40 protein-coding genes are annotated in these 25,423 nt (G+C 40.7%); 21 read left to right on the forward strand and 19 right to left on the reverse strand.

The window, feature by feature from the left end; all coding sequences use genetic code 11:
- Positions 1-104: 104 nt before the first annotated feature.
- Entirely contained in the window at positions 105-1,418 is a 1,314-nt protein-coding gene (locus L6E24_RS03485) for an ATP-binding protein (protein WP_257743334.1), read from the forward strand.
- 184 nt (positions 1,419-1,602) lie between these two features.
- Here the strand turns inward: L6E24_RS03485 and L6E24_RS03490 are convergent, their stop codons facing one another.
- The 8 genes from L6E24_RS03490 to L6E24_RS03525 all read right to left on the reverse strand — a co-directional run bounded on the left by L6E24_RS03490 (position 1,603) and on the right by L6E24_RS03525 (position 5,978).
- Positions 1,603-2,106 carry a winged helix-turn-helix domain-containing protein gene (locus L6E24_RS03490; protein WP_257743335.1) on the reverse strand — a complete coding sequence of 168 codons (504 nt, stop codon included), beginning with the start codon at positions 2,104-2,106 and terminating at the stop codon, positions 1,603-1,605.
- Between the two features lie 119 nt (positions 2,107-2,225).
- Positions 2,226-2,501 carry a hypothetical protein gene (locus L6E24_RS03495; RefSeq protein ID WP_257743336.1) on the reverse strand — a complete coding sequence of 92 codons (276 nt, stop codon included), beginning with the start codon at positions 2,499-2,501 and terminating at the stop codon, positions 2,226-2,228.
- Positions 2,502-2,612: 111 nt separating this feature from the next.
- Positions 2,613-3,245: a hypothetical protein gene (locus L6E24_RS03500; protein ID WP_257743337.1), complete on the reverse strand. Its 633-nt coding sequence runs from the start codon at positions 3,243-3,245 to the stop codon at positions 2,613-2,615.
- Positions 3,246-3,378: 133 nt separating this feature from the next.
- Entirely contained in the window at positions 3,379-3,732 is a 354-nt protein-coding gene (locus tag L6E24_RS03505; RefSeq protein ID WP_257743338.1) for a putative zinc-binding protein, read from the reverse strand.
- A 72-nt stretch (positions 3,733-3,804) separates the two neighbouring features.
- Entirely contained in the window at positions 3,805-4,230 is a 426-nt protein-coding gene (locus tag L6E24_RS03510; protein ID WP_257743339.1) for an arsenate reductase ArsC, read from the reverse strand.
- A gap of 47 nt (positions 4,231-4,277) precedes the next feature.
- A complete protein-coding gene (locus tag L6E24_RS03515; protein ID WP_257743340.1) occupies positions 4,278-5,000 on the reverse strand; it encodes an aromatic aminobenezylarsenical efflux permease ArsG family transporter in 723 nt (240 codons plus the stop codon).
- Entirely contained in the window at positions 4,997-5,458 is a 462-nt protein-coding gene (locus L6E24_RS03520) for a nitrophenyl compound nitroreductase subunit ArsF family protein (protein WP_257743341.1), read from the reverse strand. Before L6E24_RS03520 ends, L6E24_RS03515 begins: the two co-directional genes overlap by 4 nt.
- Before the next feature lie 148 nt (positions 5,459-5,606).
- Complete coding sequence (locus tag L6E24_RS03525) at positions 5,607-5,978, reverse strand: ArsR/SmtB family transcription factor (RefSeq protein ID WP_257743342.1); 372 nt, start codon at positions 5,976-5,978, stop codon at positions 5,607-5,609.
- 251 nt (positions 5,979-6,229) lie between these two features.
- Here L6E24_RS03525 and L6E24_RS03530 point away from each other — a divergent pair, with 251 nt between their 5' ends.
- The 5 genes from L6E24_RS03530 to L6E24_RS03550 all read left to right on the forward strand — a co-directional run bounded on the left by L6E24_RS03530 (position 6,230) and on the right by L6E24_RS03550 (position 9,964).
- Entirely contained in the window at positions 6,230-7,300 is a 1,071-nt protein-coding gene (locus tag L6E24_RS03530) for a permease (RefSeq protein WP_257743343.1), read from the forward strand.
- A gap of 50 nt (positions 7,301-7,350) precedes the next feature.
- On the forward strand, positions 7,351-7,587 hold the full coding sequence (locus L6E24_RS03535; protein ID WP_257743344.1) for a thioredoxin family protein: 237 nt from the start codon (positions 7,351-7,353) through the stop codon (positions 7,585-7,587).
- 3 nt (positions 7,588-7,590) lie between these two features.
- Positions 7,591-8,490, forward strand: coding sequence for a putative zinc-binding protein (locus tag L6E24_RS03540; protein WP_257743345.1), 900 nt, complete (start codon positions 7,591-7,593; stop codon positions 8,488-8,490).
- A gap of 281 nt (positions 8,491-8,771) precedes the next feature.
- On the forward strand, positions 8,772-8,870 hold the full coding sequence (locus tag L6E24_RS03545) for a thioredoxin domain-containing protein (RefSeq protein ID WP_257743346.1): 99 nt from the start codon (positions 8,772-8,774) through the stop codon (positions 8,868-8,870).
- A 98-nt stretch (positions 8,871-8,968) separates the two neighbouring features.
- Entirely contained in the window at positions 8,969-9,964 is a 996-nt protein-coding gene (locus L6E24_RS03550; protein WP_257743347.1) for a hypothetical protein, read from the forward strand.
- Positions 9,965-10,103: 139 nt separating this feature from the next.
- Here the strand turns inward: L6E24_RS03550 and L6E24_RS03555 are convergent, their stop codons facing one another.
- Positions 10,104-11,165 (reverse strand): RNA-guided endonuclease TnpB family protein, encoded by a 1,062-nt coding sequence (locus tag L6E24_RS03555; RefSeq protein WP_257742101.1) that lies wholly within the window; start codon positions 11,163-11,165, stop codon positions 10,104-10,106.
- 273 nt (positions 11,166-11,438) lie between these two features.
- Positions 11,439-11,624, reverse strand: coding sequence for a LysE family transporter (locus L6E24_RS14755; protein ID WP_373021182.1), 186 nt, complete (start codon positions 11,622-11,624; stop codon positions 11,439-11,441).
- Here L6E24_RS14755 and L6E24_RS03565 point away from each other — a divergent pair.
- The 3 genes from L6E24_RS03565 (at position 11,560) to L6E24_RS03575 (ending at position 12,441) form a co-directional block, all read left to right on the forward strand.
- Entirely contained in the window at positions 11,560-11,694 is a 135-nt protein-coding gene (locus tag L6E24_RS03565) for a hypothetical protein (protein ID WP_257743349.1), read from the forward strand. The genes L6E24_RS14755 and L6E24_RS03565 overlap by 65 nt on opposite strands.
- A gap of 133 nt (positions 11,695-11,827) precedes the next feature.
- On the forward strand, positions 11,828-12,034 hold the full coding sequence (locus tag L6E24_RS03570) for an antitoxin VapB family protein (RefSeq protein WP_257743350.1): 207 nt from the start codon (positions 11,828-11,830) through the stop codon (positions 12,032-12,034).
- Positions 12,031-12,441 (forward strand): type II toxin-antitoxin system VapC family toxin, encoded by a 411-nt coding sequence (locus L6E24_RS03575; RefSeq protein ID WP_257743351.1) that lies wholly within the window; start codon positions 12,031-12,033, stop codon positions 12,439-12,441. Before L6E24_RS03570 ends, L6E24_RS03575 begins: the two co-directional genes overlap by 4 nt.
- Before the next feature lie 29 nt (positions 12,442-12,470).
- On the opposite strand, the gene L6E24_RS03580 is transcribed toward L6E24_RS03575, so the two are convergent.
- Both L6E24_RS03580 and L6E24_RS03585 read right to left on the reverse strand, forming a co-directional pair.
- Positions 12,471-13,094, reverse strand: a complete 624-nt coding sequence (locus L6E24_RS03580) for a LysE family transporter (RefSeq protein WP_257743352.1) — start codon at positions 13,092-13,094, stop codon at positions 12,471-12,473.
- Positions 13,095-13,209: 115 nt separating this feature from the next.
- On the reverse strand, positions 13,210-13,542 hold the full coding sequence (locus L6E24_RS03585) for a hypothetical protein (RefSeq protein WP_257743353.1): 333 nt from the start codon (positions 13,540-13,542) through the stop codon (positions 13,210-13,212).
- Positions 13,543-14,001: 459 nt separating this feature from the next.
- Here L6E24_RS03585 and L6E24_RS03590 point away from each other — a divergent pair, with 459 nt between their 5' ends.
- Positions 14,002-14,505: a hypothetical protein gene (locus L6E24_RS03590; RefSeq protein WP_257743354.1), complete on the forward strand. Its 504-nt coding sequence runs from the start codon at positions 14,002-14,004 to the stop codon at positions 14,503-14,505.
- A 137-nt stretch (positions 14,506-14,642) separates the two neighbouring features.
- Here the strand turns inward: L6E24_RS03590 and L6E24_RS03595 are convergent, their stop codons facing one another.
- The 3 genes from L6E24_RS03595 to L6E24_RS03605 all read right to left on the reverse strand — a co-directional run bounded on the left by L6E24_RS03595 (position 14,643) and on the right by L6E24_RS03605 (position 16,510).
- Positions 14,643-14,924 (reverse strand): hypothetical protein, encoded by a 282-nt coding sequence (locus tag L6E24_RS03595; RefSeq protein WP_257743355.1) that lies wholly within the window; start codon positions 14,922-14,924, stop codon positions 14,643-14,645.
- A 128-nt stretch (positions 14,925-15,052) separates the two neighbouring features.
- Positions 15,053-16,138: an HsdM family class I SAM-dependent methyltransferase gene (locus L6E24_RS03600; RefSeq protein ID WP_257743356.1), complete on the reverse strand. Its 1,086-nt coding sequence runs from the start codon at positions 16,136-16,138 to the stop codon at positions 15,053-15,055.
- A 237-nt stretch (positions 16,139-16,375) separates the two neighbouring features.
- On the reverse strand, positions 16,376-16,510 hold the full coding sequence (locus L6E24_RS03605) for a type I restriction-modification system subunit M N-terminal domain-containing protein (protein ID WP_257743357.1): 135 nt from the start codon (positions 16,508-16,510) through the stop codon (positions 16,376-16,378).
- A gap of 107 nt (positions 16,511-16,617) precedes the next feature.
- Here L6E24_RS03605 and L6E24_RS03610 point away from each other — a divergent pair, with 107 nt between their 5' ends.
- The 6 genes from L6E24_RS03610 to L6E24_RS03635 all read left to right on the forward strand — a co-directional run bounded on the left by L6E24_RS03610 (position 16,618) and on the right by L6E24_RS03635 (position 18,589).
- Positions 16,618-16,821 carry a hypothetical protein gene (locus L6E24_RS03610; protein ID WP_257743358.1) on the forward strand — a complete coding sequence of 68 codons (204 nt, stop codon included), beginning with the start codon at positions 16,618-16,620 and terminating at the stop codon, positions 16,819-16,821.
- 94 nt (positions 16,822-16,915) lie between these two features.
- Positions 16,916-17,176: a UPF0175 family protein gene (locus tag L6E24_RS03615; protein ID WP_257743359.1), complete on the forward strand. Its 261-nt coding sequence runs from the start codon at positions 16,916-16,918 to the stop codon at positions 17,174-17,176.
- The gene (locus L6E24_RS03620) at positions 17,157-17,660 is read left to right on the forward strand and encodes a PIN domain-containing protein (protein WP_257743360.1); all 504 of its coding nucleotides are present in this window, start codon (positions 17,157-17,159) and stop codon (positions 17,658-17,660) included. The genes L6E24_RS03615 and L6E24_RS03620 overlap by 20 nt, the downstream gene beginning before the upstream one ends.
- A gap of 138 nt (positions 17,661-17,798) precedes the next feature.
- Positions 17,799-17,969: a type II toxin-antitoxin system HicB family antitoxin gene (locus L6E24_RS03625; protein WP_257743361.1), complete on the forward strand. Its 171-nt coding sequence runs from the start codon at positions 17,799-17,801 to the stop codon at positions 17,967-17,969.
- A 38-nt stretch (positions 17,970-18,007) separates the two neighbouring features.
- A complete protein-coding gene (locus L6E24_RS03630; RefSeq protein ID WP_257743974.1) occupies positions 18,008-18,244 on the forward strand; it encodes a nucleotidyltransferase domain-containing protein in 237 nt (78 codons plus the stop codon).
- Between the two features lie 120 nt (positions 18,245-18,364).
- Positions 18,365-18,589, forward strand: coding sequence for a type II toxin-antitoxin system HicB family antitoxin (locus L6E24_RS03635; RefSeq protein ID WP_257743362.1), 225 nt, complete (start codon positions 18,365-18,367; stop codon positions 18,587-18,589).
- A 100-nt stretch (positions 18,590-18,689) separates the two neighbouring features.
- Here the strand turns inward: L6E24_RS03635 and L6E24_RS03640 are convergent, their stop codons facing one another.
- From L6E24_RS03640 to L6E24_RS03650, 3 genes are read right to left on the reverse strand one after another with little or no spacing between them, the layout of a single operon-like run.
- Positions 18,690-18,869 (reverse strand): hypothetical protein, encoded by a 180-nt coding sequence (locus L6E24_RS03640; RefSeq protein ID WP_257743363.1) that lies wholly within the window; start codon positions 18,867-18,869, stop codon positions 18,690-18,692.
- A gap of 56 nt (positions 18,870-18,925) precedes the next feature.
- On the reverse strand, positions 18,926-19,264 hold the full coding sequence (locus L6E24_RS03645) for a Fic family protein (protein WP_257743364.1): 339 nt from the start codon (positions 19,262-19,264) through the stop codon (positions 18,926-18,928).
- Positions 19,257-19,463 carry an ATP-binding protein gene (locus L6E24_RS03650; protein WP_257743365.1) on the reverse strand — a complete coding sequence of 69 codons (207 nt, stop codon included), beginning with the start codon at positions 19,461-19,463 and terminating at the stop codon, positions 19,257-19,259. Before L6E24_RS03650 ends, L6E24_RS03645 begins: the two co-directional genes overlap by 8 nt.
- 89 nt (positions 19,464-19,552) lie before the next feature.
- Between L6E24_RS03650 and L6E24_RS03655 the strand changes: the two genes are divergently transcribed.
- The 5 genes from L6E24_RS03655 (at position 19,553) to L6E24_RS03675 (ending at position 24,508) form a co-directional block, all read left to right on the forward strand.
- Entirely contained in the window at positions 19,553-20,833 is a 1,281-nt protein-coding gene (locus L6E24_RS03655; RefSeq protein WP_257743366.1) for a site-specific integrase, read from the forward strand.
- Positions 20,834-21,049: 216 nt separating this feature from the next.
- Entirely contained in the window at positions 21,050-21,238 is a 189-nt protein-coding gene (locus L6E24_RS03660; RefSeq protein ID WP_257743367.1) for a type II toxin-antitoxin system CcdA family antitoxin, read from the forward strand.
- The gene (locus L6E24_RS03665) at positions 21,235-21,426 is read left to right on the forward strand and encodes a hypothetical protein (RefSeq protein WP_257743368.1); all 192 of its coding nucleotides are present in this window, start codon (positions 21,235-21,237) and stop codon (positions 21,424-21,426) included. The genes L6E24_RS03660 and L6E24_RS03665 overlap by 4 nt, the downstream gene beginning before the upstream one ends.
- An 80-nt stretch (positions 21,427-21,506) precedes the next feature.
- Positions 21,507-21,845: a hypothetical protein gene (locus L6E24_RS03670; protein ID WP_257743369.1), complete on the forward strand. Its 339-nt coding sequence runs from the start codon at positions 21,507-21,509 to the stop codon at positions 21,843-21,845.
- Complete coding sequence (locus tag L6E24_RS03675; protein ID WP_257743370.1) at positions 21,842-24,508, forward strand: hypothetical protein; 2,667 nt, start codon at positions 21,842-21,844, stop codon at positions 24,506-24,508. Before L6E24_RS03670 ends, L6E24_RS03675 begins: the two co-directional genes overlap by 4 nt.
- A 410-nt stretch (positions 24,509-24,918) precedes the next feature.
- On the opposite strand, the gene L6E24_RS03680 is transcribed toward L6E24_RS03675, so the two are convergent.
- The gene (locus tag L6E24_RS03680; RefSeq protein WP_257743371.1) at positions 24,919-25,344 is read right to left on the reverse strand and encodes a hypothetical protein; all 426 of its coding nucleotides are present in this window, start codon (positions 25,342-25,344) and stop codon (positions 24,919-24,921) included.
- Positions 25,345-25,423 lie beyond the last annotated feature (79 nt).

A 25,423-nucleotide genomic window follows, 5' to 3' on the forward strand; every position in this document is an offset into this window, starting at 1 on the left:
AAAATTAATTAATATTGAATAAAACATAATGTAAAAATTAACAAATACTCATTAAAACATAAATCACACTAAAACATTATATCCTGTCACGGCAATAACTAATCATGCAGGAACTCACAAAACTTGAGATCCTGGAGATCCTGAATGACTGGAATTACTGGAACAGGGACTTTGAAGAATACATCCCAAGACAGGAATACCTTGACAGGATAAAACTCTTCAGGAGATCAGGAGAAATAATTGTCCTGACCGGGATTCGGAGGAGTGGAAAATCAACTCTCCTTAAACTTGAAATGCAGTCTTTAGCAGAGGAAAAAAGCAAAAAAGAACTGCTCTATATCTATTTCGAAGACCCAAGACTATCAGACAACCTGAACACAAAAACACTTGACCTAATCCTTGAAGTGTACAGGGAGAACATAAACCCGGATGGTGAAATCTTCCTCTTCCTTGATGAAATCCAAAACGTTTCCGGATGGGAAAAATGGGTCAGAACTGCCTATGAATTAAAAAAAGCAAAAATCTACGTAACCGGGTCATCATCAAAACTTCTCTCAGGAGAAACTGCAACGTCAATTGGTGGCAGGTACCTGAACATTGACGTCTATCCCTTAACCTTCCGGGAATACCTCATCTTTAAGGGAATAAAATGCACAGACCTCATGGAATACACTATAAGAAAAACTGATATAAACCGCTTCTTCACTGAATATCTTAGATACGGAGGATTTCCGCGAATTGCAACCGTAGAAGAAGACTTAAAAAAAGAGGAACTGATCTCATATTTCAATACAATACTGTTAAAAGACATAATGGCCCGATACGGGCTTAAAAACTACGACAAACTAAAAACACTTGCCGAATACATACTCTCAAACGACACAAAACAAAACAGCATAAGCAGCATAGGAAAAGCACTAAAATACGGGTATAACACAACCGGAGATTACATTGACTACCTAAAACAGGTCTATATGCTCTTTGAAATCAGAAATTACAATTACTCCCTTAAAAAACAGATAGCATCTGATACCAAATACTATACAACAGATACGGGTTTTGTAAACACTCTTTCGTTCTCATTCTCAGGAAATACAGGCAGACTGTTTGAAAATATCGTCTTCAACGAACTTAAGCGAAGAGGTGGGGAGATATTTTTCCTGAACGCTAATGGCCATGAATGTGACTTCATTGTTAAATCCGGTGATAAAATAACAGAATGCTTTCAGGTCTGCTACAAACTTAACGAATATAACAAAAAAAGAGAGACTGAAGGACTCCTCATGGCCTGCAGGAAATTCGGGCTGAAAACGGGCTTTATCATAACCGAGAGCTATTCCGAAGCATTTTATGAAGATGAAATAAAGATAGAACTAATCCCTATAACAGCGTTTCTGTTAAAAATCCCGGTTAGCTGATAAAAATATCATATCCCTTCTGACGGGAATAATCACATACACTTTTTTTGCTGCAAAATGTAATTATTGCTAAAAAGCTGAAAGGAAATTTCTACCGGCACTTTTCCGGCGGTCAGAAAATTCCGGCTAATGCAGCAGTATATATCTGATTCCGGGGAAATTCAGACCTTTAAAATTGTCAGAATTACCTTTCCCCTTTATGACCGTGACAGACATATTTATGCTCCTCTCCGCAGTATCCGGGCACCGGATCATTACCATCATCCCCACCGGTATTGTAACCGTTATTGCTGTCACTATTGTCAGTATTGCTGCTACCATTTATTCCGGATGAAAATGCCGTGCTCTTTGAATTCTGAACATTTTGCCTTTCAGAGATGTACTCTGAAATTTCATTTAATTTCTCTTCGCCAAGCATCTCTCCAATAATTGCATTGTTTAGTGCGTCTACACTCTTTACAATTGGAGAATCCGGATTTATCGAATATTCAGTAACACCACGATCATGAACATTAAGTATATTCCATTCAGCAAATTTTTTTATAACCCTGCCGGCAGTAACCCGTGAAATTTTAGCCTCTTCAGCCAGTTCTGTAACATTGAATTTAATCTCCCTAAGCGGCAGGAGAAATTCAAGTATTCTCAGCTCACAGGTATTGCCAAATATTCCTTCAAAAGGACGATTCATATTCCACCAGTATTTTTCAGATATTATTCATTTTACTTTCAGAGTTTCAGGATGATCATATATATTATCACAAGTGATAAAAATATTTTGCAGAGCCCTGATATTGTAATATTAAAATATTATAATTTGTGAACTCCACCTTTAGCAATGCTTATTCCATGAGAATCAAGTGCTGAAGATACCTTTTTAATATCAATTATATAATATTTGATATCTTTTTTCTTCACCTCGCTTATATAACTCCCATTAAGCAGATAAGAGACAGCATCATCAAATTTTAAATAATCTTTACCAGGATATTTTTTTAAATACAATTTGTTCAACTTTTTAGAATTATAACCACGGTCTGATCTGAAGCACCGGCCCTTGTATAATACATTGAGAATATAAATCATCTCAGCAATTAATATACAAATCACCTTTAATCATAACTTTTACAATTCCGGTCCGTTGAAGATTTCGCAGAACAATTACGAAATAACCCGGAAAAGCAGTAACTTTTTTCGTCAGTCCAGGTATGGCATATGTGCTCTGGAAAATATCACCGGCGGAAATTCATATAACGGGTCCAGTTCACCTGCATTTTTATTGATAATCTCATAAACCCTGAATATTCCAATATCATCCCCGCTGCCGGATTCCTTATACCTGTAGTCAATGCCGGCCACAACCCTCAGCTTAAGATCGTATCCAAATGAAATAACCGGACCATCCGGATACATAAGGCCTTCTTCCTCAATCTCCGGCAGTGAACGATCACAGATCTCACCTGCATTTACTGTATAGGAATAAGGGCTGTTTCTTTCAGAGTGTTCTTCAATGAAATACTGCATACTTCCGGAATCTGCCGGATTTGCAGGATAATTATGCTTCAGGAATTTCCGGCTTTCCGGATATTGCAGTCCGCTAAAATCAGCGGCAGGCCCTGCAAACATTATCGCTGCCGGATCTCCGTTCGGTGATAGCAGAAAGTCAATCTCCTTAACCTGCCTCTCTGCATATGTCCCGGAGACTGAATTAAAACTGCATCTGTCAAAGGCTGTCAGACTGACAGAGGCTGAAGCACCCTGAACAAAAATTCCGGTCAGAATCAAAAATAAAATCAATAACGTAATCTTCCCGTACCATATCTCCCTCATATAATCCCCTCTCCTCAGAGTATCTGTATCAGATCATCTGAACTTACATATTATAATCTGAACTTACACATTATTAAATGTGCAGCCAAAAGAATTTACCACACTATGACCTTCAGATCAAAAATAAGAGAATTCAAAGCCTCCTGACAGCCTTCCTAAGCTCAGAAGAGAGAATATCAATCTCCCAAAATGTAGGCTCATCCATACCCCTCTTCTCAATACCAAAGTCTGTGGCAGTTATATGAAGGGCAGGCTCAACCCCAAGCGGCTTTAATCTCTTACATGAACAGCAGTCAGAACATCCGTCAAAAACAACAACACTCACGCCATCCGGAAATAGACCAACACCTCCGTCACTCAGACCGGAAGCAGAGATATGCCCCTCAAAAACTCCGGGGTTTCTCTGCATAAAGGCCTTTGCAGCCTGCTCAGTAAGCTTACCTGTAATTGAAATACCCGAACAGGTCACAAGAATCTTATCAGCCATATTATCAAAAACCTCATCTGCCGGTCACATCAGAATAATAAAAAATCAGATCATTCCGGGCCGCATCACTCATCAGAAATCCCTTTCATCTCCAAACTCCACATCAATAAATTCAATAATCTCATCCCTTACATTCCGGAAAATATCCATAATCTCCCCGTCACTGCCGGAAGCGGACGTTGGATCAGAAAAATCCCCGTGAATCCTCTTCTTTGCCCAGAGAAACATAGGGCATGTCTCCCTGGCACAATCACAGACAGTTACAATACAATCCATCCGGACTCCAAAAAACTCATCAATTCTCTTAGAACGATGAGAAGATATGTCAACGCCAATCTCATTCATAGCCCTGATGGCATAAGGATTTACGGAAGTAACCTCAGTTCCGGCTGAAAACGCCTCATATCTATCTCCATAAGAAAAATTCAGATACCCTTCAGCCATCTGTGACCTTGCACTGTTATGAGTACATACAAACAGAACCTTCTTCTTCGTCATAACTATCACAACATCTCACAGAATAATCATCATGAAATACAGAGAGATCATAATAACATCCCTTTAATCCACAACACAATATAATAAACTCCTCCGGCAATGAAAATATAACCGGCAGCAGTCCGGATATACTTATCAGCCTCATTCACCCTGCCCATAAACTTCGCAGCACCCGAAATTCCGCCTGCAAGCAGCACAGAAACCAGGATTACCGGAATCGCAGTACCAAGGGCAAAAGAGGCAGGAACAAAGAGGGCATCCGAATTCTTAATGGCAACCGGAATTAACATCCCAAAGAAGAGTGCTGCACTAAACGGGCAGAAACTCAGAGCAAAAATAAACCCAAGCCCGAAACTGCCAGAAATACCACGCTCAAAGAGCCAGACTTTCAGCCTGCCGGAATAATCCTTACCCGAGATACCGGGAATATCAAAAGTGAACTCCTTTAAAATTACAACCCCGATAATCAGAAGAAACGGCCCAAGGAGCATCTCACCATAACTGCGTAAAAACGCTGAGACAGGTACAACACCAACTCCAAACCAGACAACCAGTGCTGCAACGAGGATATATCCAAAAGCCCGGCCACCGGCATAAAGAATTCCGGCTGACAAAGTCCTCCGGAAATTCTCACCCTTCCCTGAGATATAAGCAACTGCCGCTATATTGGTTGCAAGCGGACAGGGGCTGAAGGCCGTCATAAGCCCTATGAAAAATGCGGCAATAACGGGAATGCTGCTCATTCCCATTGCCTCCATAAACCCTGTCAACTACTGCCACCCAGCAGAGGATCAAGAATACCCCTCAGGTATTCTGAATATGATTCAGGATCGCTGAGCCTGTACCAGGCACCAACGAGATCTTCCTTATAAAACTCACCCTCACTGTTATAGACACCAATCCAGAGCGAAGAACCGGCAGCTCCGTATCTCTCAGAGATCTCTGAATTCTCCTCATCATCAATATTGATGTGGGCAAATACGAGCCTTCCGGAATCAAGCTCAGGTTTGTAATACTTCTGTACAGTATCATTTGCAAGTTCACCAAGAACTACACATGAGTAACACTGGCTGTCAGTATAGAAATGATACAGCTCAATTTTTTCAGCACCGGAATTTGCTGTATCAGCAGAACCCGGCATGCTGCCATCTCTATTATCAGTACACCCCGCAATGAAAAAAACAGAGAGTAAAGTGATTATAATTCCGGTTTTAACAATAATTCTCATCTTCAAACCAATCCTCATATAAAATGACCGAATGGCATTTCAAATTTTATTGAAATATTGATGGCATCTTAAAGGATATAAATATTATTACAGTTCAGTCTCTGAAACAGTAAAAAAAGTAAGGATAAGATATCAGATTATAGGAATTTTACAGATTTCCGGATAAAAACCACTCTCTCCCCTTTTCAGTGAGATTATACACAATCCAGTTACCCTGCTGCTCCCCTGTAACAAATCCGGCTTTCTTCAGAACAGACAGATGATAAGAGAGCTTTGAATCAGCAATATCCATTATCACCTTTATAACACAGACACAGAGCGGCTGAACATTAAGCATTGCAAGTATCTTCATCCGGTTCTGATCGGCAAGTACACGATGAATGTTACAGATGGCCTCAATATCTGTTTCAGCAGGCAGACACTCTTTTAATCCTTCAATTCCCCCACAGTCACAGAGTGACTTCTCTACACCCACGGGAAGTTCAGGACAACCCTCTTCATTCAGGTTTTCTTCTGTCATCTCTCAGCCATCCACATTTCAACAGATTATGAAATACCTGCATATATATGAGTGCCGATCTATGTTCATATTACCACACAGTCATTTCAAATTATGTTGAAATAGTAAATTATATATTGTCCGGAACACAATAACTATTTCAAATCATATTGAAATATCCGGATCAGGAAAGTTAATGCAGCTTCAACGCTATGGGATGGATAAAGACATATGATTTACTGAAATTAAGATACACGGCCAAGGGGAAAATTATGATTGATCTACTTATCGGCTCACTGATGACGGGCTGGGATACACTTGCAGGATATCTTGCCGAGCATGTGGTAACCTGTCTTATTCCGGCTTTTTTCATAGCCGGAGCAATAGCTGCTCTGGTTAAAAAAGAGGCAATACTGAAATATTTCAGTCCGGATGCAAAAAAAAGCACTGCATACGGGCTTGCATCCATATCAGGAACTGTCCTTGCGGTATGCTCATGCACCATACTGCCGATGTTTGCCGGACTTTTCAAGCGTGGAAGCGGAATCGGGCCTGCAACGACATTTCTCTATGCCGGCCCCGCGATTAACATCCTGGCAATTGTCTATACTGCCAAAGTATTAGGATTTGACCTTGGAATTGCAAGGGCGGCCTTTGCAGTCGTTATGGCGATAATAATCGGGCTTATAATGGCATTTCTCTTCAAATCGCATGATGCCGATACAAAGAAGAAGACAGCCGCCATGCCGTCTGTTCCTGCATCCGGTGATGCTGAAAAACCCCGGTGGGTAATTCCTGTATTCTTTGTCTTCCTTGTCGGAATTTTGATTGCCGGAACTGCACAGGCAGACTGGCTCATCAAATTTCCGGTGATATACGTCCTTACACTCGGAACTGCATTTCTGCTGATATACTACTTTGAGCGGGATGAGGTCACTGAGTGGGGGCTTGAGACTTGGGATCTTACAAAGAAGATCTTTCCGATACTGATTATCGGAACATTCGCCCTTGGTATGCTCTCGTTCTTCCTGCCCGCCGAGACATTCCAGCCGTTCTTCGGTACAAACTCGCTTGGTTCGACCTTCCTTGCATCAATTGTGGGAACGATTCTGTATATGCCGACCCTGCTTGAAGTTCCGGTTATAGGAACGACATTCGGCTATACATCAGGAGTTATGGCCGGAGGGCCTGCACTCGCACTCCTGCTCTCAGGGCCGAGTGTCAGCCTGCCCTCACTCCTTGTGATTTCAAAGGTTATGGGGCCAAAGAAGACCATTGTATATGCCGGACTTGTAATCGTCTTTTCGGCAGTTGCGGGATTTATCTACGGAAATATTATCTGATAAAGAAGAGAACAAAAACTGAAATGATCAGAATAAGGAATGATTAAATTATGAAGATTGAAGTACTTGGAACCGGATGCTTAAAATGCAAGAGACTTATGAAGAATGTCGAAAAAGCTGTCGCAGAGTCAGGTGTATCAGCAGAGATTGTAAAGGTTGAGGATATAACGGCAATTATGGAGAGGGATGTCATGCTCACACCTGCACTGATGATAGACGGTGAACTGAAGGTCTCCGGAAGGGTTGCAGACGTTAAGGAAATAACAGAGCTTATAGGCGGCAACTAAGGAATGTCTGATATTTTACAGTGCAGCTGTACCTGCGGTGATGCACCGGCCGGGAAGAAGAGAATAATCTTCTCCTGTTCCGGGGCCTCAAATGTCGGTGAACTCTCCAATGCTGCGGCTGTCACCCTTACAAAGGAGGGTTTTGGCAGCAAGGCATGTACGGCCTCACTTGCAGTCAAGACACCTTCCGTTATGAAAAAGGCCAAAGATGCGGATGAGATTGTAGTAATAGACGGCTGTCCGGTCGCCTGTGCCGGACAGATTGCAGAGAATGCCGGAGTGGATGTGGATCAGTATATCATAATAACAAAACTCGGCATAAAGAAGACTGCCGATATGGATATTATTGAAGATGATCTTGAGACTGTCGTATCTGCCGCATGGGAAGGAAAGTCCCTCTGCCTGGAAGACGATGAAATTCCTGAAGAGGAAATTTCCGGGGATGCAGGATGTACATGCGGCGGTGGATGCGGGTGTAATTCCGGGGATGAAAATAAAACCGGAGTTTTAACTGTTGAATGGAGGCATGTCGGAGAGGATATAGATTCAACCTGTAAGCGCTGCTCTGCTACCGGAAACACACTTACAAAAGTTCTGGCTGAGATTGAACCTCTGTTCTATGAAATGGGAATAAAAACAGAGATTACAGAGACTGTACTTCCAGACGAAAGGATAGATGAGTCCAACATCATACTCTTCAACGGCGTACCGCTTGAAGATCTCATTGAGGATATGACAGTGACAAAAACTCCCTGTGCTTCCTGTGCCTGCATCACAGGAGACGATGATGTCGAGTGCAGGGCTGTTGATTACGGGGGAGAACTGTATGAAGCTGTTCCGGCTGAAATCATCCGGAAAGCTGCATTAAAGGCTCTGGAGAACTCCGGTCAGTACCGGACATAATAACAGGCCCCCCACTCTTTTTTCCCGCCGGGTTTCATATCTTTCAGTATTTTTCTGCATGCTCCTCACAGACAACCTGCCTGCAGCAGCCAAGGATCTGAATTCCTATTGCATCTTTACCGCAGAATTCGCATCCTGATTCTTTCTCAGGAATGGTCATTGAAAAATATTTAGAATCAGAATTATTTAATTATTTTTCCCGGATTTAAATGCATTGTGAATGTACATATGCCGGGTGGATTATACTGAAAATACTGACAGGGGATTTATAATCATGGATATTGTGCTCATACCCTGCGCCGGCGACTGACGGTAAACTGAAGGTCTCCGGAAGGGTTGCAGACGTTAAGGAAATAACAGAGCTTATAGGCGGCAACTAAGGAATGTCTGATATTTTACATTGCACATGTGGCTGTGGTGATGCAGGTAAGACTGCCCGGGAGAATTATATTATGGCTGTCCCGCCCAAATAATAATTATGATACTTGAAGAGCGGATTGTCCTTAGAACCAGAGAACAGGCCGCAGAATTTGCAGAATGGCTGAAACAGGAAGGATGCAGACCAAAAATAAATGAGATTTTCAGTTCCTCAATAGAGGTTCTTGCAAAAGGCACCTTTGACACCATAAATAAATGGTGTGAATATATGTCCGGGCAGGACGAGGATAAAAGGGAGATGTATCAGCTGATAAAAGAAAATAATCAGAATTATATTGATATAATTTCTATGATCATTGACAACAGCAGGACCAGTGGCCTGCTATATACTCATGATGACCTGAAAGCCTCAACAATTGCTACATTAATCAGGTATCACGATTTACATCAGACTGAGATACCTTTTGAAATCCCTCAGTATTCCTCAGATATATTTAACAAGAAAATATTTGAGAGATATCAGCTCTCTGTAATCCATGCTATCCTCGCAGATGAAGGCTATGTAGAAGAGACCGAAGAGGGCTATATTCTTGCAACAGATAAAAAAATTGGCGATATGATAACAAAAACCGGTGTTAATGTAATTGCAGACATGCCAATCCCCGAATTTACCGGAATTGAGATTGTGCCGGGTTTCCTTCCGGAAATGCAGTATGAAGTGTCATTCTCAATGCCGGCATATATTAATGTATATCCTCAGCAGCTTGAAGATGTCCTTTCAGAACTGGGAACAGAACCTGATGACATCAGAGAATATCTGAATGATTATGCCACCAAAAGAAATATTGTCACTATACTGCTAAAAATGACAGAAAATAAGGGAACTGTCAGAAATGAGGATCTTAAAGAAGCATTTGAAGAATTCTGGGATACTCAGACTGAAGAAGAAGGGTGTAAATCAAAGGTAAGCATAAGTTCAGAACTTCTGGAAAAATTTGCTGCTGAACTTAAGCGTGCCGGATATATATCCATAAAAAACAACAGAATTACGCCTGCTTCAAAGAAGGGCCGGAGATGGCGAATTCCGATGGTTTAACCTGTCAACATAATAACCACACATATGAATCCGGGTGAACTACCTCTGGGCTAAAGACCCAGAGGCTTCCTGCTTCATACCCCAAACCATTGTTCGTAAGTCCACAGGCCCTTCCCCTCGTTCCAAGGGTGCAAAGATATTATATTCCAATTAGATTCTGTCTATCTAAAGCAAATTTCCTGATATTTATCGCGGCATTGATATCCCGGTCATGATGTATCCCACAATCCGGACAAATCCAGTCTCTATCAGATAAAGTCAAATCCCTGTTGTAATATCCACATTCACTACAGATTTTTGTAGATGGTTCAAATTGTCCAATCCGTAAGATAGTTTTACCTTGTTTTTGTGCTTTATATTCCAATTGAGTAACAAATGAACTCCATGATGCATCAGCAATATGTTGTGCCAGTTTATGATTTTTTAACATCCCTTCAACATTCAAAGTTTCCAGTGCAATTGCTTGGTTCTCGCATACTAATCTAAAAGAGAGTTTGTGCTGGAAATCGCTTCTTTGATTGTGAATTTTTTCATGAATTTTTGCTACTGCATTTTTTGCTTTATTTCTGTTGTTAGAACCTTTTTGTTTTCTACTCAATCGTTTTTGCAACACTTTCAGTCGGAGAAGTGACTGCTTCAAATATCGGGGATTGTCAATCTTTTCCCCATTGGAAAGTATTGCAAAATCTTTGATACCTACATCAACACCCATAGTTGTATTTACATCAAAACATTGTGCAGGAGGTTGCTCCTGTCCATCATCTATCAGAATACTAATGAAAAATTTGCCCGTTGAGGTGACTGACACTGTTGCAGTTTTTTCAACTCCTTCATATTTCCTGTGTAATTTTGTTTTAACCCATCCAATTTTAGGTAATTTAATTTTATGAGTATCAAAATTCACAATATAATGTTGTGGAACTGAAAATGACTGCACTGGATTTTTTCGGGATTTGAATTTTGGAAATCCTTTCTTTTCCCGGAAGAAACGAGTAAATGCATTCTCAAGATTTAACAATGCACTCTGTATTGATTGCGAATTAACATCTTTCATCCAATCATGCTCTGATTTCAAATCAGGTAGCATTTTTTGTAATGCAAATCTCGATATTGATTTTCCATCTGTTTCATAAGTTCGGATCTTATTTTCCAGACCCCAATTGTAGATAAACCTACAGGCACCGAAATGCTGAAAGAACATTTTCTCCTGTTCTTTGTTAGGATAGATTCGGTATTTGTAGGCTCTCAACATATATATTTGGTTTGATTTCAACCCCCCATATATTTTTTGGTAAAACTACAATTACGAAATATATATATGAGAACAAAGATGATGTCGCTTACATCCCCTTGGCTAAAGACCAAGGGGATTTACGCTAAATTTTTAAACTCCATAAGGGAACAATAAAATGACTGAAAGATTCCAGCTTAAAAACAGCGTCCATGTTGATTTCAGGCTTAAATATTCACCATATCACAGGTTCATCCCGGAGATGAGGAAATACAACCCAAAACCTATCAGAAAAACCCCGCAGGCGGTAAGCAGAACCCGGTATTCCCTCTGCTTAAGTAAGAACCGGCCCCTGTGAACTCCGGTGGATACAAGGGTAAACCATCCTAAGTCTGATGCCCAGTGCCCGGCAATAAACGCCACAAGCACAGCTCATCCGCCGGAAAGGGCACTGATAAGCAGTGAACTTCCGACTGTAAACCACCATATCCAGAAGTAAGGGTTTGAGACTGAGGTTACAATTCCGGCAGTGACCGGATTTTTTGCATTTTTCAGGCTGCCTGAGAATGTAATAGATCTCTGTTATTCATAATCACAAAACATTTTTATGCTAATGTGCATATACTGTCATTATGGCTACAGTAACAGTAAACCTTTCAGAAGAAGCTTTTGAGAGATTAAATAAATGGAAGAAGACAGAAGAAGAAAGCCTTTCAAATGTGATACTGAGAGTTCTCCCTAAAAACAGGACTGCTGAAGAGATTGATGAAATATTAAGAGAATCAGAAATATTTCTGACAGATGAAGAAGCCGATAAAATGTTAAAGGACATTGAATGATAATCTTTGACACCACTTTTCTGGTTGATCTGATGAGAAGCTACAATAATTCCAATTACAAAAGAGCCATCTCTTATCTGAAGGAAGTTACAGACAGTGATGAAACATTTGCAACAACTTTTGCAAATGTTTTTGAGCTATACAAGGGTGCACATAAAAGTGATAATCCTCACAGGTCAATAGAAAAGATAGATTATATTTTAAAATTAATTCCAGTTCTTGAATTTAACAGAGATTATTATGATTCATATGGTAAGATCTCTGCTGCTCTTGAAAAAAAAGGCACTCCGATTGGCAAATTCGATGAGCTGATAGCAGCCATAGCAATATATCATAATGCAGGAGTTGTCACCAATAATACCCGTGATTTTTCAAGGGTTCCGGGTATTGAAGTAATCAACCATTAAAATAATCCGGAACTATAACTTTTTTGAAATCACAGGTTCATTCCGGAAATCAGGAAATATATTCCAAAACCTATAAGAAAAAACCCGCAGGCAGTAAGCAAAATCCGGTATTCCCTCTGCTTAAGTAAGAACCTGCCCCTGTGAACTCCGGTGGATACAAGGGTAAACCAGCCCAAATCCGCCGCCCAGTGCCCGATAATAAACGCCAGAAATACAATAACCCCTCCGGAAACTGCTGTCAGCAGAAGTGCACTTCCGACTGTAAACCACCATATCCAGAAGTAAGGGTTTGAAGCAGAGGTTACAATTCCTGCAACAACCGGATTTCCTGCATTATCCGGACTCTTTGAGAGATCAACAGAGGCATTTTTCGCGTCCAGAGTTGTGAGTGCACCAAATACAATAAGGGCAATCCCACCCACAATTACTACAAAAAGTGAGTATTCACCGAGAAATACGTACAGCCCGGTGAGGATAAAAACAATCATAAAGATTTCAGCTATTGCATGCCCAAGTGTAACAAGCGGTCCGGCTTTCCACCCGGATTTAAGGGTGGAATTGATGGCTGCAACAAGAGTGGGACCTGGTGCAAGTGCACCGGTAAGACCGACTGCAAATCCGACTATAAGCATCTCAATAATTCCGGGTGCCATAATTTTTATCTGCTTATAGTTTAAAGCTTCATCCGGTTAAGAATATTGGTGTAAATTAGTCTGAAAATGATTATACCGTAAAACTGAGGATCTCCACAACGGATTTATAACAGAACTATCCACCGCCAATAACTCTCAGCAGAATGGCAGCAAGACTGCCTGCACCGGCACCGATTCCGGCTGAGATCTGCCTCTCCTTCTTATCCATGCCGGTAGTTTCCGACCGGAAAGTCTCAAGTTTTCTAAGCCTCTTCTCAAAATCTTCATCCCTCCTCTCCATCCGGCGGAGAGCCTCACATATCCACTTCACATCCCCCGATGTCTCATACAGAACCTCAACTGCTCTTTCGTTAAAATTCCGGTCATCACCTGTACTTCTCCTCTCCGGAGTTCTCTCATTATATCTCATTTTAATCACAATCCTTCCGGCACTCATTGATTTACTCATGCGAATGTATGCAGTCTGTTTAGTATTGTATGGCCGGGGGGTGATATATGCTTAGCTTTACACCCGGAAATCTCTGCAAATGTCGCCCCCTGATGAGATTAGAACTATATCCGTAGAATATTATCAAAATTTCCGGGCCGCACAGGTCTGCACAAAGTGCCATGTCAGAGGCGGCACACCAGACAATCACTTCCGGAATTATATATCCGTTTCCTAACAACAAACCGCCAGAAGCTGCACCATTCCGGAAAATAACACCAAAGTAAAGCCAGATTTATCTATATGCAGGTACCACAATGTATTGTCTGTAAGATGTCCGGACAGATAAGGCACAGACCCGCAAAGGTCTCTGCCGGCACTAAAACCTGAGCTGATTATAAACCGGCCTGATCCCCGGTTAAATTCAGAGTTCGGGTTTTGGTGCTTTTGCAGGCGATAAAGTCAGGAGATAAGAGATAAATGACAGATTTTATCGAGACAAGCAACACAAAGGCATCGACAAGAGAATTCACAGACAGCATCACAGATCTCTCGGTCTTTCAGTCTGTAATAACAAGCCTCATCGAAGACAACCCCTTTGAGTGCACAAGTTATTACCAGTCAGGTGAGGAGACTGACGGCGTTGTAAAATCAAAGGAGTATTACACAGCGAAATTCATCTTTGAGGACAACGACGCAAAGACAGTCGGCACACTATCTGTAAAGTGCCCGACAGTTGCAGCATACAACGCCGCTGTGACAGCAGTACTTGCCGATACCGCCCTTGCAACAGCCATCGGCGGTGACTGCATCCACAGCTCTGAGAAGGACACCTTCTCATGCACTCTTAAGTGCCATGACCCGAATTCAGAGATCTACTACCTCACACTCACAAAGGAGAAGGCAAGGCTGACATCATACCAGGATGAGGCCATCAGGACAAAGGTTGAGACATGGGCAGACGGTGTGGCTGCTCTTGTATGATTTCAGGAAAACAAAAGCAGCCGGATAAAAACCCGGACATAACCTCCTAAAAACACACCCCTCCATGAAAACCGGATTTTTCCGGTTTTATGACCTCATTTTTTTAAAAAAAACAAAAATCACCCATAAATCCGGTTTTAAAAATCCTTTATATAGCCGATTTCAAAGTTTAAAGGACTTTCAAGGGCAAGATTATCTTTTTCAAAAACATCCATATAAACCAGGCCGTCCTTTGATATGTAAATATTATGGCTGTATGGCAGTGCAAAAGGCATTGAAAATAGTAAAAACTGCCTGAATTTGTTTATATCGCCCATTGTTGATAGATTGTTTAAGACCTCCTCTAAATCTTCAATCTCATCCACATTATCTGATAGTTTCAGGATATAATCATTGATCTCAACTTCTTCATTATTCATATATCCACATTGGAATGACAGGCATTTATTTGTTCATATGACCCTGCCCGGAAATATCTCATAATCCGGATTTTCAGGATAAAGATCACGGATCTAAGCACTATTTTAACAATTGATGCCGGGTAATATCATTCCGCTTTTAAATCCTCATAAATATCTGAAAACTGCACAAGTGCAGTCTGAAGGCTCTCAGTAATCTCTTTGGCTATGACATCAGGCTCAGGCAGGTTTTCAGTGTCCTTTAAGCTGTCGTCTTTGAGCCAGAATATATCAAGGCTGACTTTGTCCCTTTTTATTATATCATCATAGGCAAACTGCCTGAAACGTTCAGTTTCCCTTCTTTCGTGCCGGTTTTTCGGGTTATAACAGGCAATGAAGTCTTTTAAATCCTCTCTTGTGAGAGGATTTTCCTTCAGGGTAAAGTGTATATTTGTCCTTAAATCATAGATCCAGAGCATATCTGTCCATGGTTCTCCCCTACCGGGTTTACTATCAAAGAAGATGACATTCGCCTTAACACCCTGTGCATAGAAAATTTCGGTGGGGAGCCTTAACAGTGTATGGACATCACATTCTTCAAGTAGTTTTCTTCTGATGGTCTCTCCGGCACCGCCTTCAAACAAGACATTATCGGGGACAACGACTGCCGCACTGCCGTTTATTTTTAAGAGGCTTTTTACGTGCTGAAGGAAGTTTAGCTGTTTGTTGGATGTTGTCGCCCAGAAGTCATCCCTTTCGTATGTCTGCTTCTCTTTTTCCGCTTTTCCGTCACCGTTGATTATTGTGTAGCTGCTCTTTTTCCCAAACGGAGGATTGGTGAGGACAAGGTCGAAGTGCTCTTTTGGCTCTGAGAGCAGGGAGTCGCCTACGCTTATCGGGCTTTCATCGCTTCCAATCCCGTGCAGATAGAGGTTCATGGCACAGAGGCGTGCTGCACTGTCTACGATTTCAACGCCCCTGAAGGTCTCTTCCTTTAAAAATCTGCTCTGGTCACGGTCGAGGTTGTAGTTTTTTACGAGATAGTCCCGTTCTGCGAGGAAGAATCCGCCTGTTCCGCATGCAGGATCGGTTATTGTCTGGAGGGGCTTTGGCCCTGTCACCTCAACTATTGCCTGTATTAAAGGTCTTGGAGTGAAGTACTGCCCGGCACCGCTCTTTGTGTCCTCCGCATTTTTCTGTAAAAGTCCTTCGTAGATCTCTCCCTTGACGTCCATGTCAAGTCCAATCCACGTCTCTTTTCCGATGAGGTCAACGAGGCGTTTTAGTTTTGCCGGGTCCTGTATTTTGTTCTGGGATTTTCTGAATATTATGCCGAGAAGACCTGACTCTTTGCCGAGGTTTTCGAGTGTGTGGCGGTACTGGAGTTCAAGTTCATCGCCGTCTTTTGATGTCAGTTTCTCCCAGTTGTATTCATCCGGAATTGTGGACGGTCTGTTGAATGGCGGGCGGCTTTATTCGTCTGCCATTTTTAGGAATAAAAGATATGTGAGCTGTTCAACGTAGTCCCCATAGCTTACGCCGTCATCTCTTAGTACATTGCAGTAATTCCATAGTTTTTGCACAAGTGCTGCAGATTCGGATGCCATGATTTGCTATTTAGTTTTAATTCTCCGGGTGCTTTATTCTGTTGGATTTACTGCCGGAATTCTAAAAAGGGTAGTTTGGGGGAGAATTGGTAAATTACCGGGTAAATATGGACAATCATCTTATTCTGGATATAAAAATCCTGATAACTCTTATGGAGTGCCGAAAACTTCTGGATGAACTTATACAAAACGCCATTGCGGCTGTAAAACTCCATTTTGAGGATAAAGAACCGGAAATAAATAATGCTGAATGCAGATGGTCAAGGGACATTATCACTGTTAATATGATTTTCCATAACCATTCCGGATAAATTACCAGGAGAAATATAAATCCTGATACCAGCATTTATAAATTCATAAGTCATTTATAATTTATCAATACATAATCTATTCAAAGAGGCAGAAATGACAGATATAACCATAACAGTCCCCCAGAATATTATCCAGGCATTACGCCTTCCTCCGGATAATATACAGGCTGAACTTAAACAGGAGCTTGCTCTTGCCTTATATCAGAGAGGTATTTTGTCATCCGGAAAGGCATGTGAACTCGCAGATATGAAAAGATTGGAATGGGAAGAACTTCTTGGCAGGAGAAAAATTCCAAGGCACTATACTGATGATGACTTAATGCAGGATTTGGAATATGCCAATAGCAGTGAGTAACTCCTCTCCATTAATCAATCTCTCTGCAATAGGCAGGATTAATCTGTTATACCAGTTTGATTCAGTAATCATACCTCCCGCAGTATGGTACGAAGTTGTAATTCAGGGAAAGAACAGGCCAGGATCAGAGGAATTAATCTATTTATCAGAGTCTGGACATATTAAGGTAAAAAAACCTGAAAATACGCACTTATTAAAAGCACTGATGCAGGAACTTCATGCAGGAGAAGCAGAAAGTATAGTCTTGGCACTTGAAGAAAAACCGGATGTAGTTCTTCTGGACGAAACTGAGGCTCGCCGTGTTGCCTCAACATATGAACTCAGGGTTACAGGAATACTTGGATTACTTATTAAAGCAGGAAAAAATGATGAGGCGATTTCTATTAAAGAAGAGATGGATAAATTAAGGGAAACAGGAAATTTCTGGATAAATAAAAGACTGTACGACCAAATATTAAGCATTCAAAATAAAACTGAATCATAGTCAAATTGACAAATAGTTTTCATTAGCGATCTAAATATCCTTGATTATACAGATAAGGAAATCTACAGCACCATTGAGATCAAATAAGTGGGATTGCCAAACAATTATATTAAACATTTAAAATATACGTTGACCAAAATGAAACCTGAAATTGTATTTGAAGAAGATGACGGCACATATTCTGTTCACTGTCCTGCTCTGAAGGGATGTCATTCACAGGGAAATACAAAGGAAGAAGCCCTCCAAAATATCCATGAGGCTATCGAACTTTATCTTGAAGCAGCCAATGGGAAAAGCCACAAATCCTGAAGACCCTTGAAAATCCGGAGAACAAAGTCAGCCTGATAATTCTTTTTGGAAGTTGTGCAGGTGGTGAGGACTCTTTGGAGAGCGATATTGACCTTTTAATTGAGACTGATGAGAAGAAGAAAGTCTCATCTGTCCTTAATTCCTATGAATTTATCAAAGAGAGAAAGTTATCTGCTGTTATCGTAACGCCCGGTGAGCTGAGGAACATCATAAACAGGAACCTGCCGTTTTATGAGCAGGTAATACAGGTCAGGGAACTATACAATAGATCTTAAGATGAGAACAGGATTTGAGAATAATTACATAAATTTGATGAGGATTAAAGAGGAAAATACCCACAAAGAGACAGATTATATTCATGTGAATCAAACATAAAAAATAGAGGAGAAAGAAGTATGCTGATAAAATTTAATATATATCGTGATGGAGAATTCTGGTGTGCCCGTGGAATTGGGACTGATATATTTACACAGGGTAAATCACTGGATGAACTTATGCAAAATATTAACGAGGCTGTAGAATTGCATTATGAAGATAATATTAATGACGGGGAAGACATTACTGTTGTTTCTCTGACTGAATTCCAGGTTGGTTCATTTGCCAAAGTTTCCGGTTGTTAGTGGTTCTCAGCTAAGAAATACTTAAATTGCTGAAATAATTCAGGACCACAGAATATTATATCTGTTCATTCTTTCTTCTTTTATTTCCTTCTTCATTTAGTTATTTTTTTACCTTCTTCTCCTGTTTCAGCCATTCTGCAAATTCTGCCCTCTCTTTCTTCTCCGCTAAAATCCTCTCCGGAAGAACGGATGCCGGTTCATCATCAGGGTCCTGCGGGATAAGTCTGCCCTCAAACGCTTTTTTAAGAATACTCTGCCAAAAGACTCTTTGCCCGGACAAGTGACTCATCAACTGCCTTTTCAATATTATCTATGACAGTCTCCTCTCAATCCCGATTACGATTTCATGTTGTTCTTCAGTTCCTTTCCTTTTCCAGTAAGCCGGTATTTCTGTAGTCTGCTCTTTGGCTTATCGGGAATTGTCATCTCAATTAACCCCTCATTCAGAGCCGGGAGGATGTATGCCTTACGGAAATATTTGGCATCCTTTAAACCGAGCATTTCCTGAAGTTCATTTCTTGACATCTCACCATTTAAGGCATTTAGTATTCTCATTACTTCAGGGGTGACTTGGGGGTTGACTTGGGGGGCAAAGAAAGTAAGTGTAACATTATGCCCGTCTTCTGACCATTCAGGAATAGGAAGCCCTGATTTTGTGCATGACTCTCTAATCATTACACTGCCACGTCCTAACCGTTTTCATAAATCCACGAAGATACATAACGTGAGCAATATCCGGATTCCGCAGGACTGAGATATGGCCGGATGAGAGTTTTTCCGGAGTGACACCTTCGGGGAAAGAGCCGGAGTTTGTAATTTCGAGGTGGTCCGGGTAGATTTTTCCGGACAGTGACAACTCTGATTTAATAATCAAAATCCTTAGCCGGACTTCTTTTTTTATTTATATAAAATACGTTAATCCTGCACACCACCATTATATATATCTTCAGCCTATTTTTTACTATGGTAGGAAAGAAGAACCATCGTTTTCATTCTAAAAACTCAAGTTTTGCAGATTACAGAAAAAACTGTATAGCCGCCGCTTTAGAAGAAAAACGGATAACTGAAAATGATGCTGACCTTATACAAAAATTTGTCCTGGAAGAGACATCTTCATGCACCCCTGCAAGGAAGTATAAGCTCACTTACGTCCTGGTGAACTGGAGGCAGTTTCTGCCGGAGTTCAATAAGGTCACACTGACCAGCCTGTTACAGGGGATTGAAAACTTAAAATTTGCAAAAAAACCGGATGGAGAAGAAGACCTGTATAAACGCAATTCGCAGATTGATTATATCAGAACGATAAAGCGTTTTGTTCTCTGGATGATTGATGAGGAAATTGTTGCAATATCTGAGAAGAAAGTTCGGTCAAATGTCAAAACCCCGTCATATCGGTCAACGAAAACGAATGAAATGATGCTCTCCTCGGAGGAGATCCGGGCACTCATTGAAGCGTGTAGATGCAACCGGGACCGGGCATTTATTGCAATGCTCTATGAAAGCGGTTGCCGGGTTGGTGAACTTGCGGATATGACTTGGGGGCAGCTATCCTTTGATGACTGGTCGGTAAAGTTAATCATCACTGGAGAAAACAAGACCGGAAAAACGCGGTATATCCCTTTGGTAATGTCGAGGGCGTATTTGGCAGCCTGGAAGGACGAGTATTATCACCTTTCAAAAACTGAAAAATTCCTGAATAAATGGCCGGAAGGAATGACACCCGACAGTTTTCTATTCTTAACAAATAATCGCTACCAGCCAATGCACTATTGCAGCACAGTTAAACATCTCCGGAAGCTGGCAGAGCGTGCAGGGATTGAGAAACATATAACTCTGCATCTATTCAGGCATTCAAGGATTACCCACCTGTTACAGCAGGGAGTTTCAGAAAGTATCATAAAATCGTTGATGTGGGGCAATCAATGCACCGACATGCTGGGAACATACGGCCATCTCTCCAACGCAGACACAGATGACGCAATGGCCAAATTGGCAGGTATTAAGCTTTCATCCGGACGGTGCAGAAGGAAAACGCTTGAACCGTTACAGTGCAGCAGGTGCCAGACGATTAACCCGCCGACACAAAGATTTTGTGGAACATGCGGGCTTGAGCTGACAGTTGAGGCGGTTGATGAGGCAAAGATTGCCAAAGAGCAGGCGGAGATGTTGCCGGAGTATCAGGAGCTCATGAAAGAGTTTGAAGATAAACTTCGGCGGCTGAGTGCGGCGGGGAATTATGACTGATTGCAATCATTGTGCGCTTTATGATACAAAAGTGTCTATTAAACGGTGTTTTGCTGAATTATTAGACAGTTTATTTACTAATTTGATAATAAAAATGTTAATTACCACGAGTAATTTTTTATACTATCGAGGAGTTATTAGCTTTAACCCTGTTCAAGTGGACGGCGGTAATCGGAGGAAAAAATGATAATTACGTATGCGAATGGCAAGCGGTTCATGCACACAAATGTCTCTGTGGATGAGCATCTACACAAATTTGCAAGAGAAAATAAGATCTCCATATCTGGGATTTTGAGAAAAGCCCTGGAAGAAGAATATGAAAAGGCGAATCAGCACCCAGGTCGCCAAACTCATGGTGCTGATTCATCTACTGACCACTTAAATTTAAAGGAAGGTTCAGTATGAATACTGTTTTACACAGGTGTAATAATAAAGGTTTCCATTGCAGTAATCCTGCTGAGATTCCAAAACAGATGATTGAAAAATTCCGGATAAAAAGGGATGTTCTTGAAAATCTGGATGGCCTTCACAGATTAGCAGCCGAACAGGCTATCAGGAATGGTACCTGGATTCTGGTTGATGGAGATGACTGAATGTCAATCTGTACAATCAGAACAGAATACATTCTGTCCGGAAATATATATATATTTTTGTATTCCGGAGGTGTTTTTTGATGGCTACCAGAAAATACCCGGCACCACACATTACAACATCAGCAGATAAGGATGTTGTGATCTTCTGCGATGGGGATTTTTTCATAGTGAATAATGTGCAGTTGCAGCATTTTTTGCCGTATGGTGGAATCTGTTCGGCATATTCAAACGTTGATGATTCGGTTGCTGTAATCCGGACACATGGACATGAGGGGTTTTACATCGATGTTTTCGACAGAACTTTTCATGTGACAATAAAAGACTTTTTAGCTGTTCGAAGTGGAAAAAGAGATAAAAAAATCCTTCACGAAGTTTTTACCTTTTCACGGGGGCATGGAAAATGTTATCCGGAGAAATGACCGCTGAACAGCGTGAGGAAATCATAAAAGCCCTGAAAATATTTAAAAATCCGGGTGAATTGTTCGAGATACGGGCAATTTTTCCAAATAACAAAATATATTCAGGAATTTATGATAATTTTGAAGAGGCTTCGGATGATGTTTTAAATCTGGTTGACCATGAGGCAAAAGGGACATACTTTATTTTTAATGAGATTAACAAATCCGGAAAAAAAGCAGGACATGGTTTAGCACCAAGTAGCAAAACAACCAGGGATGCAGACATAATAACCCGCAGGTGGATCCTTCTGGATATCGACCCTGACCACGGTGCAGGAACAAATGCAACCGATGAAGAGAAGGCCGATGCCCTTAAGGTTCTGAATAAGAGTTTATTGTTCTTGAGAATGGCGGGATTCCCGGAACCTGTAAAGGTTGATTCAGGAAATGGCTATCATGCCTATTTCAAAGTAAATCTGCCAAATGATACGGAATCAAGGCAATTGGTCAAGGATTTTCTATATGTTCTTGATGGTAAATTTTCGGGGAAAGCTAAAGTTGATACTGGGGTTTTTAACTCATCAAGAATCTCAAAACTACCTGGAACACATACGCGGAAAGGCCTGAATACAGCGGAAAGACCACAAAGAATAAGCCGGATTATATCAGTTCCGGAAAAAATCGAATTGGTAACCCCTGATGCAATAAAGGCAGTTGCTCAGCTTTCTTCTTCCGGAAAAAAAGATTACCAGAAGAAAAAGGGGCACAGGAAAGTTATAATTGAAGAATTTAACAAGAAATACCTTGCTTCTGAAGTTTTAAACTGGTATTGTCAGAGGGAAGGAGAGCGGTTTATCAGCCCAAATTCCAAGTCTCAGACACCTGGAATTGTAATTCTTGACAACGGCAGATTTTACTCACATCATGATTCTGATAATCTGGACCCTGACCATTCAAACTCTCCGTATGATGCAATGCTGGAATATGGTTATTCCGGCAATGATGAGAAAGCCCTGGAGAAAGCCGCTGAGCTGTTGAAAATGCAGCTGATAAAAAAATCAGCCGAAGAGAAACCACAGCTCACACCGGAAAAAAAAGAAGAAATTCTGAAAGATTTTTCAGAAAAAAATGAATCCGGTTTAACTCCGGTTACATTCCTTCAGGAGCAGGTCAGAGATACAGCAGCCACTGTCTTATCAGAACTACACCGGCACAACAATCCTCCATCAATTTTTACGCGGCATAATCAGTTGGTCAGGGTGATCCGTGGCAGAGAAGGCAGACCGACAGTAGAGCAGCTTACACGGACTCATATGAGGTATAAGATGGAGCGTTCTGTTGACTGGGTAGCAATCCGCAAAAACGGAAAAGAATTAACTGCTGTTCCTGATGTGTGCCCGTGGCCTGTTGTGGATGATCTTTTATCCATGCCTCCGGATGAATGGCCGTTTCCTAACCTGAAGGGAATAAGTGAAGTTCCAATTTTTCATCCGGACGGTTCTATTCACACAGTGCAGGGTTATGATCCTGAATCTGAATATTATTTTTGCCCAGAAGAAGGCTTTACTATGCCGGATATTCCGGAAAATCCAACAGAAGAAGATGTTAAAAAATCAGTTGGTTTTTATAAGGACCTCTTTACAGATTTCCCGTTTGTTGATGAATGCAGCCGGACAAACGTCATTGCTGCGGTGTTTACTGCTGTTCTCAGGAAATATGTTGGGGAAATATGCCCGGCTTTTGTAGTAGATAAACCACAGGCGGGCACGGGAGCGAGTTTGCTGCAAAAAATTGTCGGCATTATTGCAACAGGTGATATCCCAGCTTCAAGAAATTTTGGAGAAACTGAGGAATTGCGCAAGGAAATTTTTACAGCGTTAAGAGATGGTGATAATATCATATTTTTCGATAACCTAAGCAGAACTATTTCAGCTGGAATTTTGGCAAAGGAATTAACTTCACCGGAAATTGGGGGGAGAATATTGGGTAAATCCGAAAACATGAAATTAAAAAATGATGCCTTCTGGATGTTGAATGGCAACAATGTTGCCATTGGTGGAGACCTGGCAAGGCGAATATGGATTTCAAAGATTGATGCAAAGGTTGCCATTCCCTGGCAGAGAACCGGATTTAAACATGAAAATATTAATGAGTATATTTTACAGAATCGGGGAACAGCCCTTGCAGCCGTTTACACAATAGCCCGTGCATGGGTTAAAGCTGGTTGCCCCACACCAAAGAAAATACCAAAGGTGGGAAGCTTTGAAAAATGGCGTGATATTATTGGCGGAATTGTTGAATTTTCCGGATTAAAGGATTTCATGAAAAATTCAGATGCTGTTTATTTTGAAGCTGATTCTGAACTTGAAGAGTGGGAGGATTTCTTAAGTTTCCTGCACAAACGCTTTGATGAGCCGTGGACTGTGGCAAAGATTATTGATGATTTAAAAGCTGACCATGCAGAAAAACAGAGTCTGGAGATTATTCACCATCTGCCAACAGAGATGGCTGATGCCTGGGCAAGTAAGAAATCAGCATCATCCCGGAGCATTGCAAAAGAATTGCGAAAGCAGAAGGATAGACGTTGGCCTGGAGGGTGGATTCTCCGGGAATCTGGTTTAACCACTGACAACAAAAAACACTGGTTTGTTGAGCACAACGGACCACAGACAAAAATATTCTAACATTTTTTCCTTTTCTTAAAAAAATAACTTTTGTAAAAAAAATGTAAAATTTTAAAAAATTTTGTAAATTTTTTGTTTTTTTTCATATAGAATTGCTTAACTTTTTTAAAAAAATCATAACTTTGTGTTGACTTAAAAATTAGATAATTAGGTAAATTAGGTAAAATCCCTCCTTACGCGGGGGCGGAAAAAAAGTTTTTTTTTTTATTATTACATAAGTGCAAAAAAAAAAAAAAAAAAATTAAAAATATACGTATGAGTTATGGTGGGAATCAACCTAATTTACCTAATTATCTAATTTTTAAGTCAACACAAAGTTATAGATTTTTAAAAAAAGTTAAGTAATTCTATATTTAAAAAGACAAAAATTTACAAAATTTTACAAAAATTTTAAAAAAAATTTTAAAAATTTAAAACTGGGGTAAACATGATCCTTTTACACAAAACGCATCTTCAGGAAGTGACTTTATTTCATCCGGAAATCTCACCCTTTTTTTAACTGTGTCAAAATTGAAATTTCTATCAATCGCAAAGATCAGATGATTCCGTTCTGAAACTTCTAATCCCAACCGAGCAAAATCACCCCTCACCCCAGGCCATTCATCAGCAACCAGGAGAAATTCTTTCAGCAGTGCAAGAGCTGCAAACTCCCGCTGTTCAGCACAAAAAATCTTCATAGCCATTTTCTGATTTGGCACAATGTGCAGCTGATAATTTGTTGACTGGTTTTTAATCAGCATTTCAAAATTTTTAAAAAAATCAATCTGCAGCCGAACGGGATAATTTTTCACTACCACATTCAGACCAGTCAAAATTCCAATTTTGTTGAATTTCATAACCATTGGTTATTTTTTTAATATAAAATCATTACCAAAAGTGATATTTGATAATTTCGCATCAGAGCCACACCAGGCC

The organism is Methanoplanus endosymbiosus, from assembly GCF_024662215.1.
In the GTDB taxonomy this organism is placed as follows: Archaea; Halobacteriota; Methanomicrobia; order Methanomicrobiales; family Methanomicrobiaceae; genus Methanoplanus; species Methanoplanus endosymbiosus.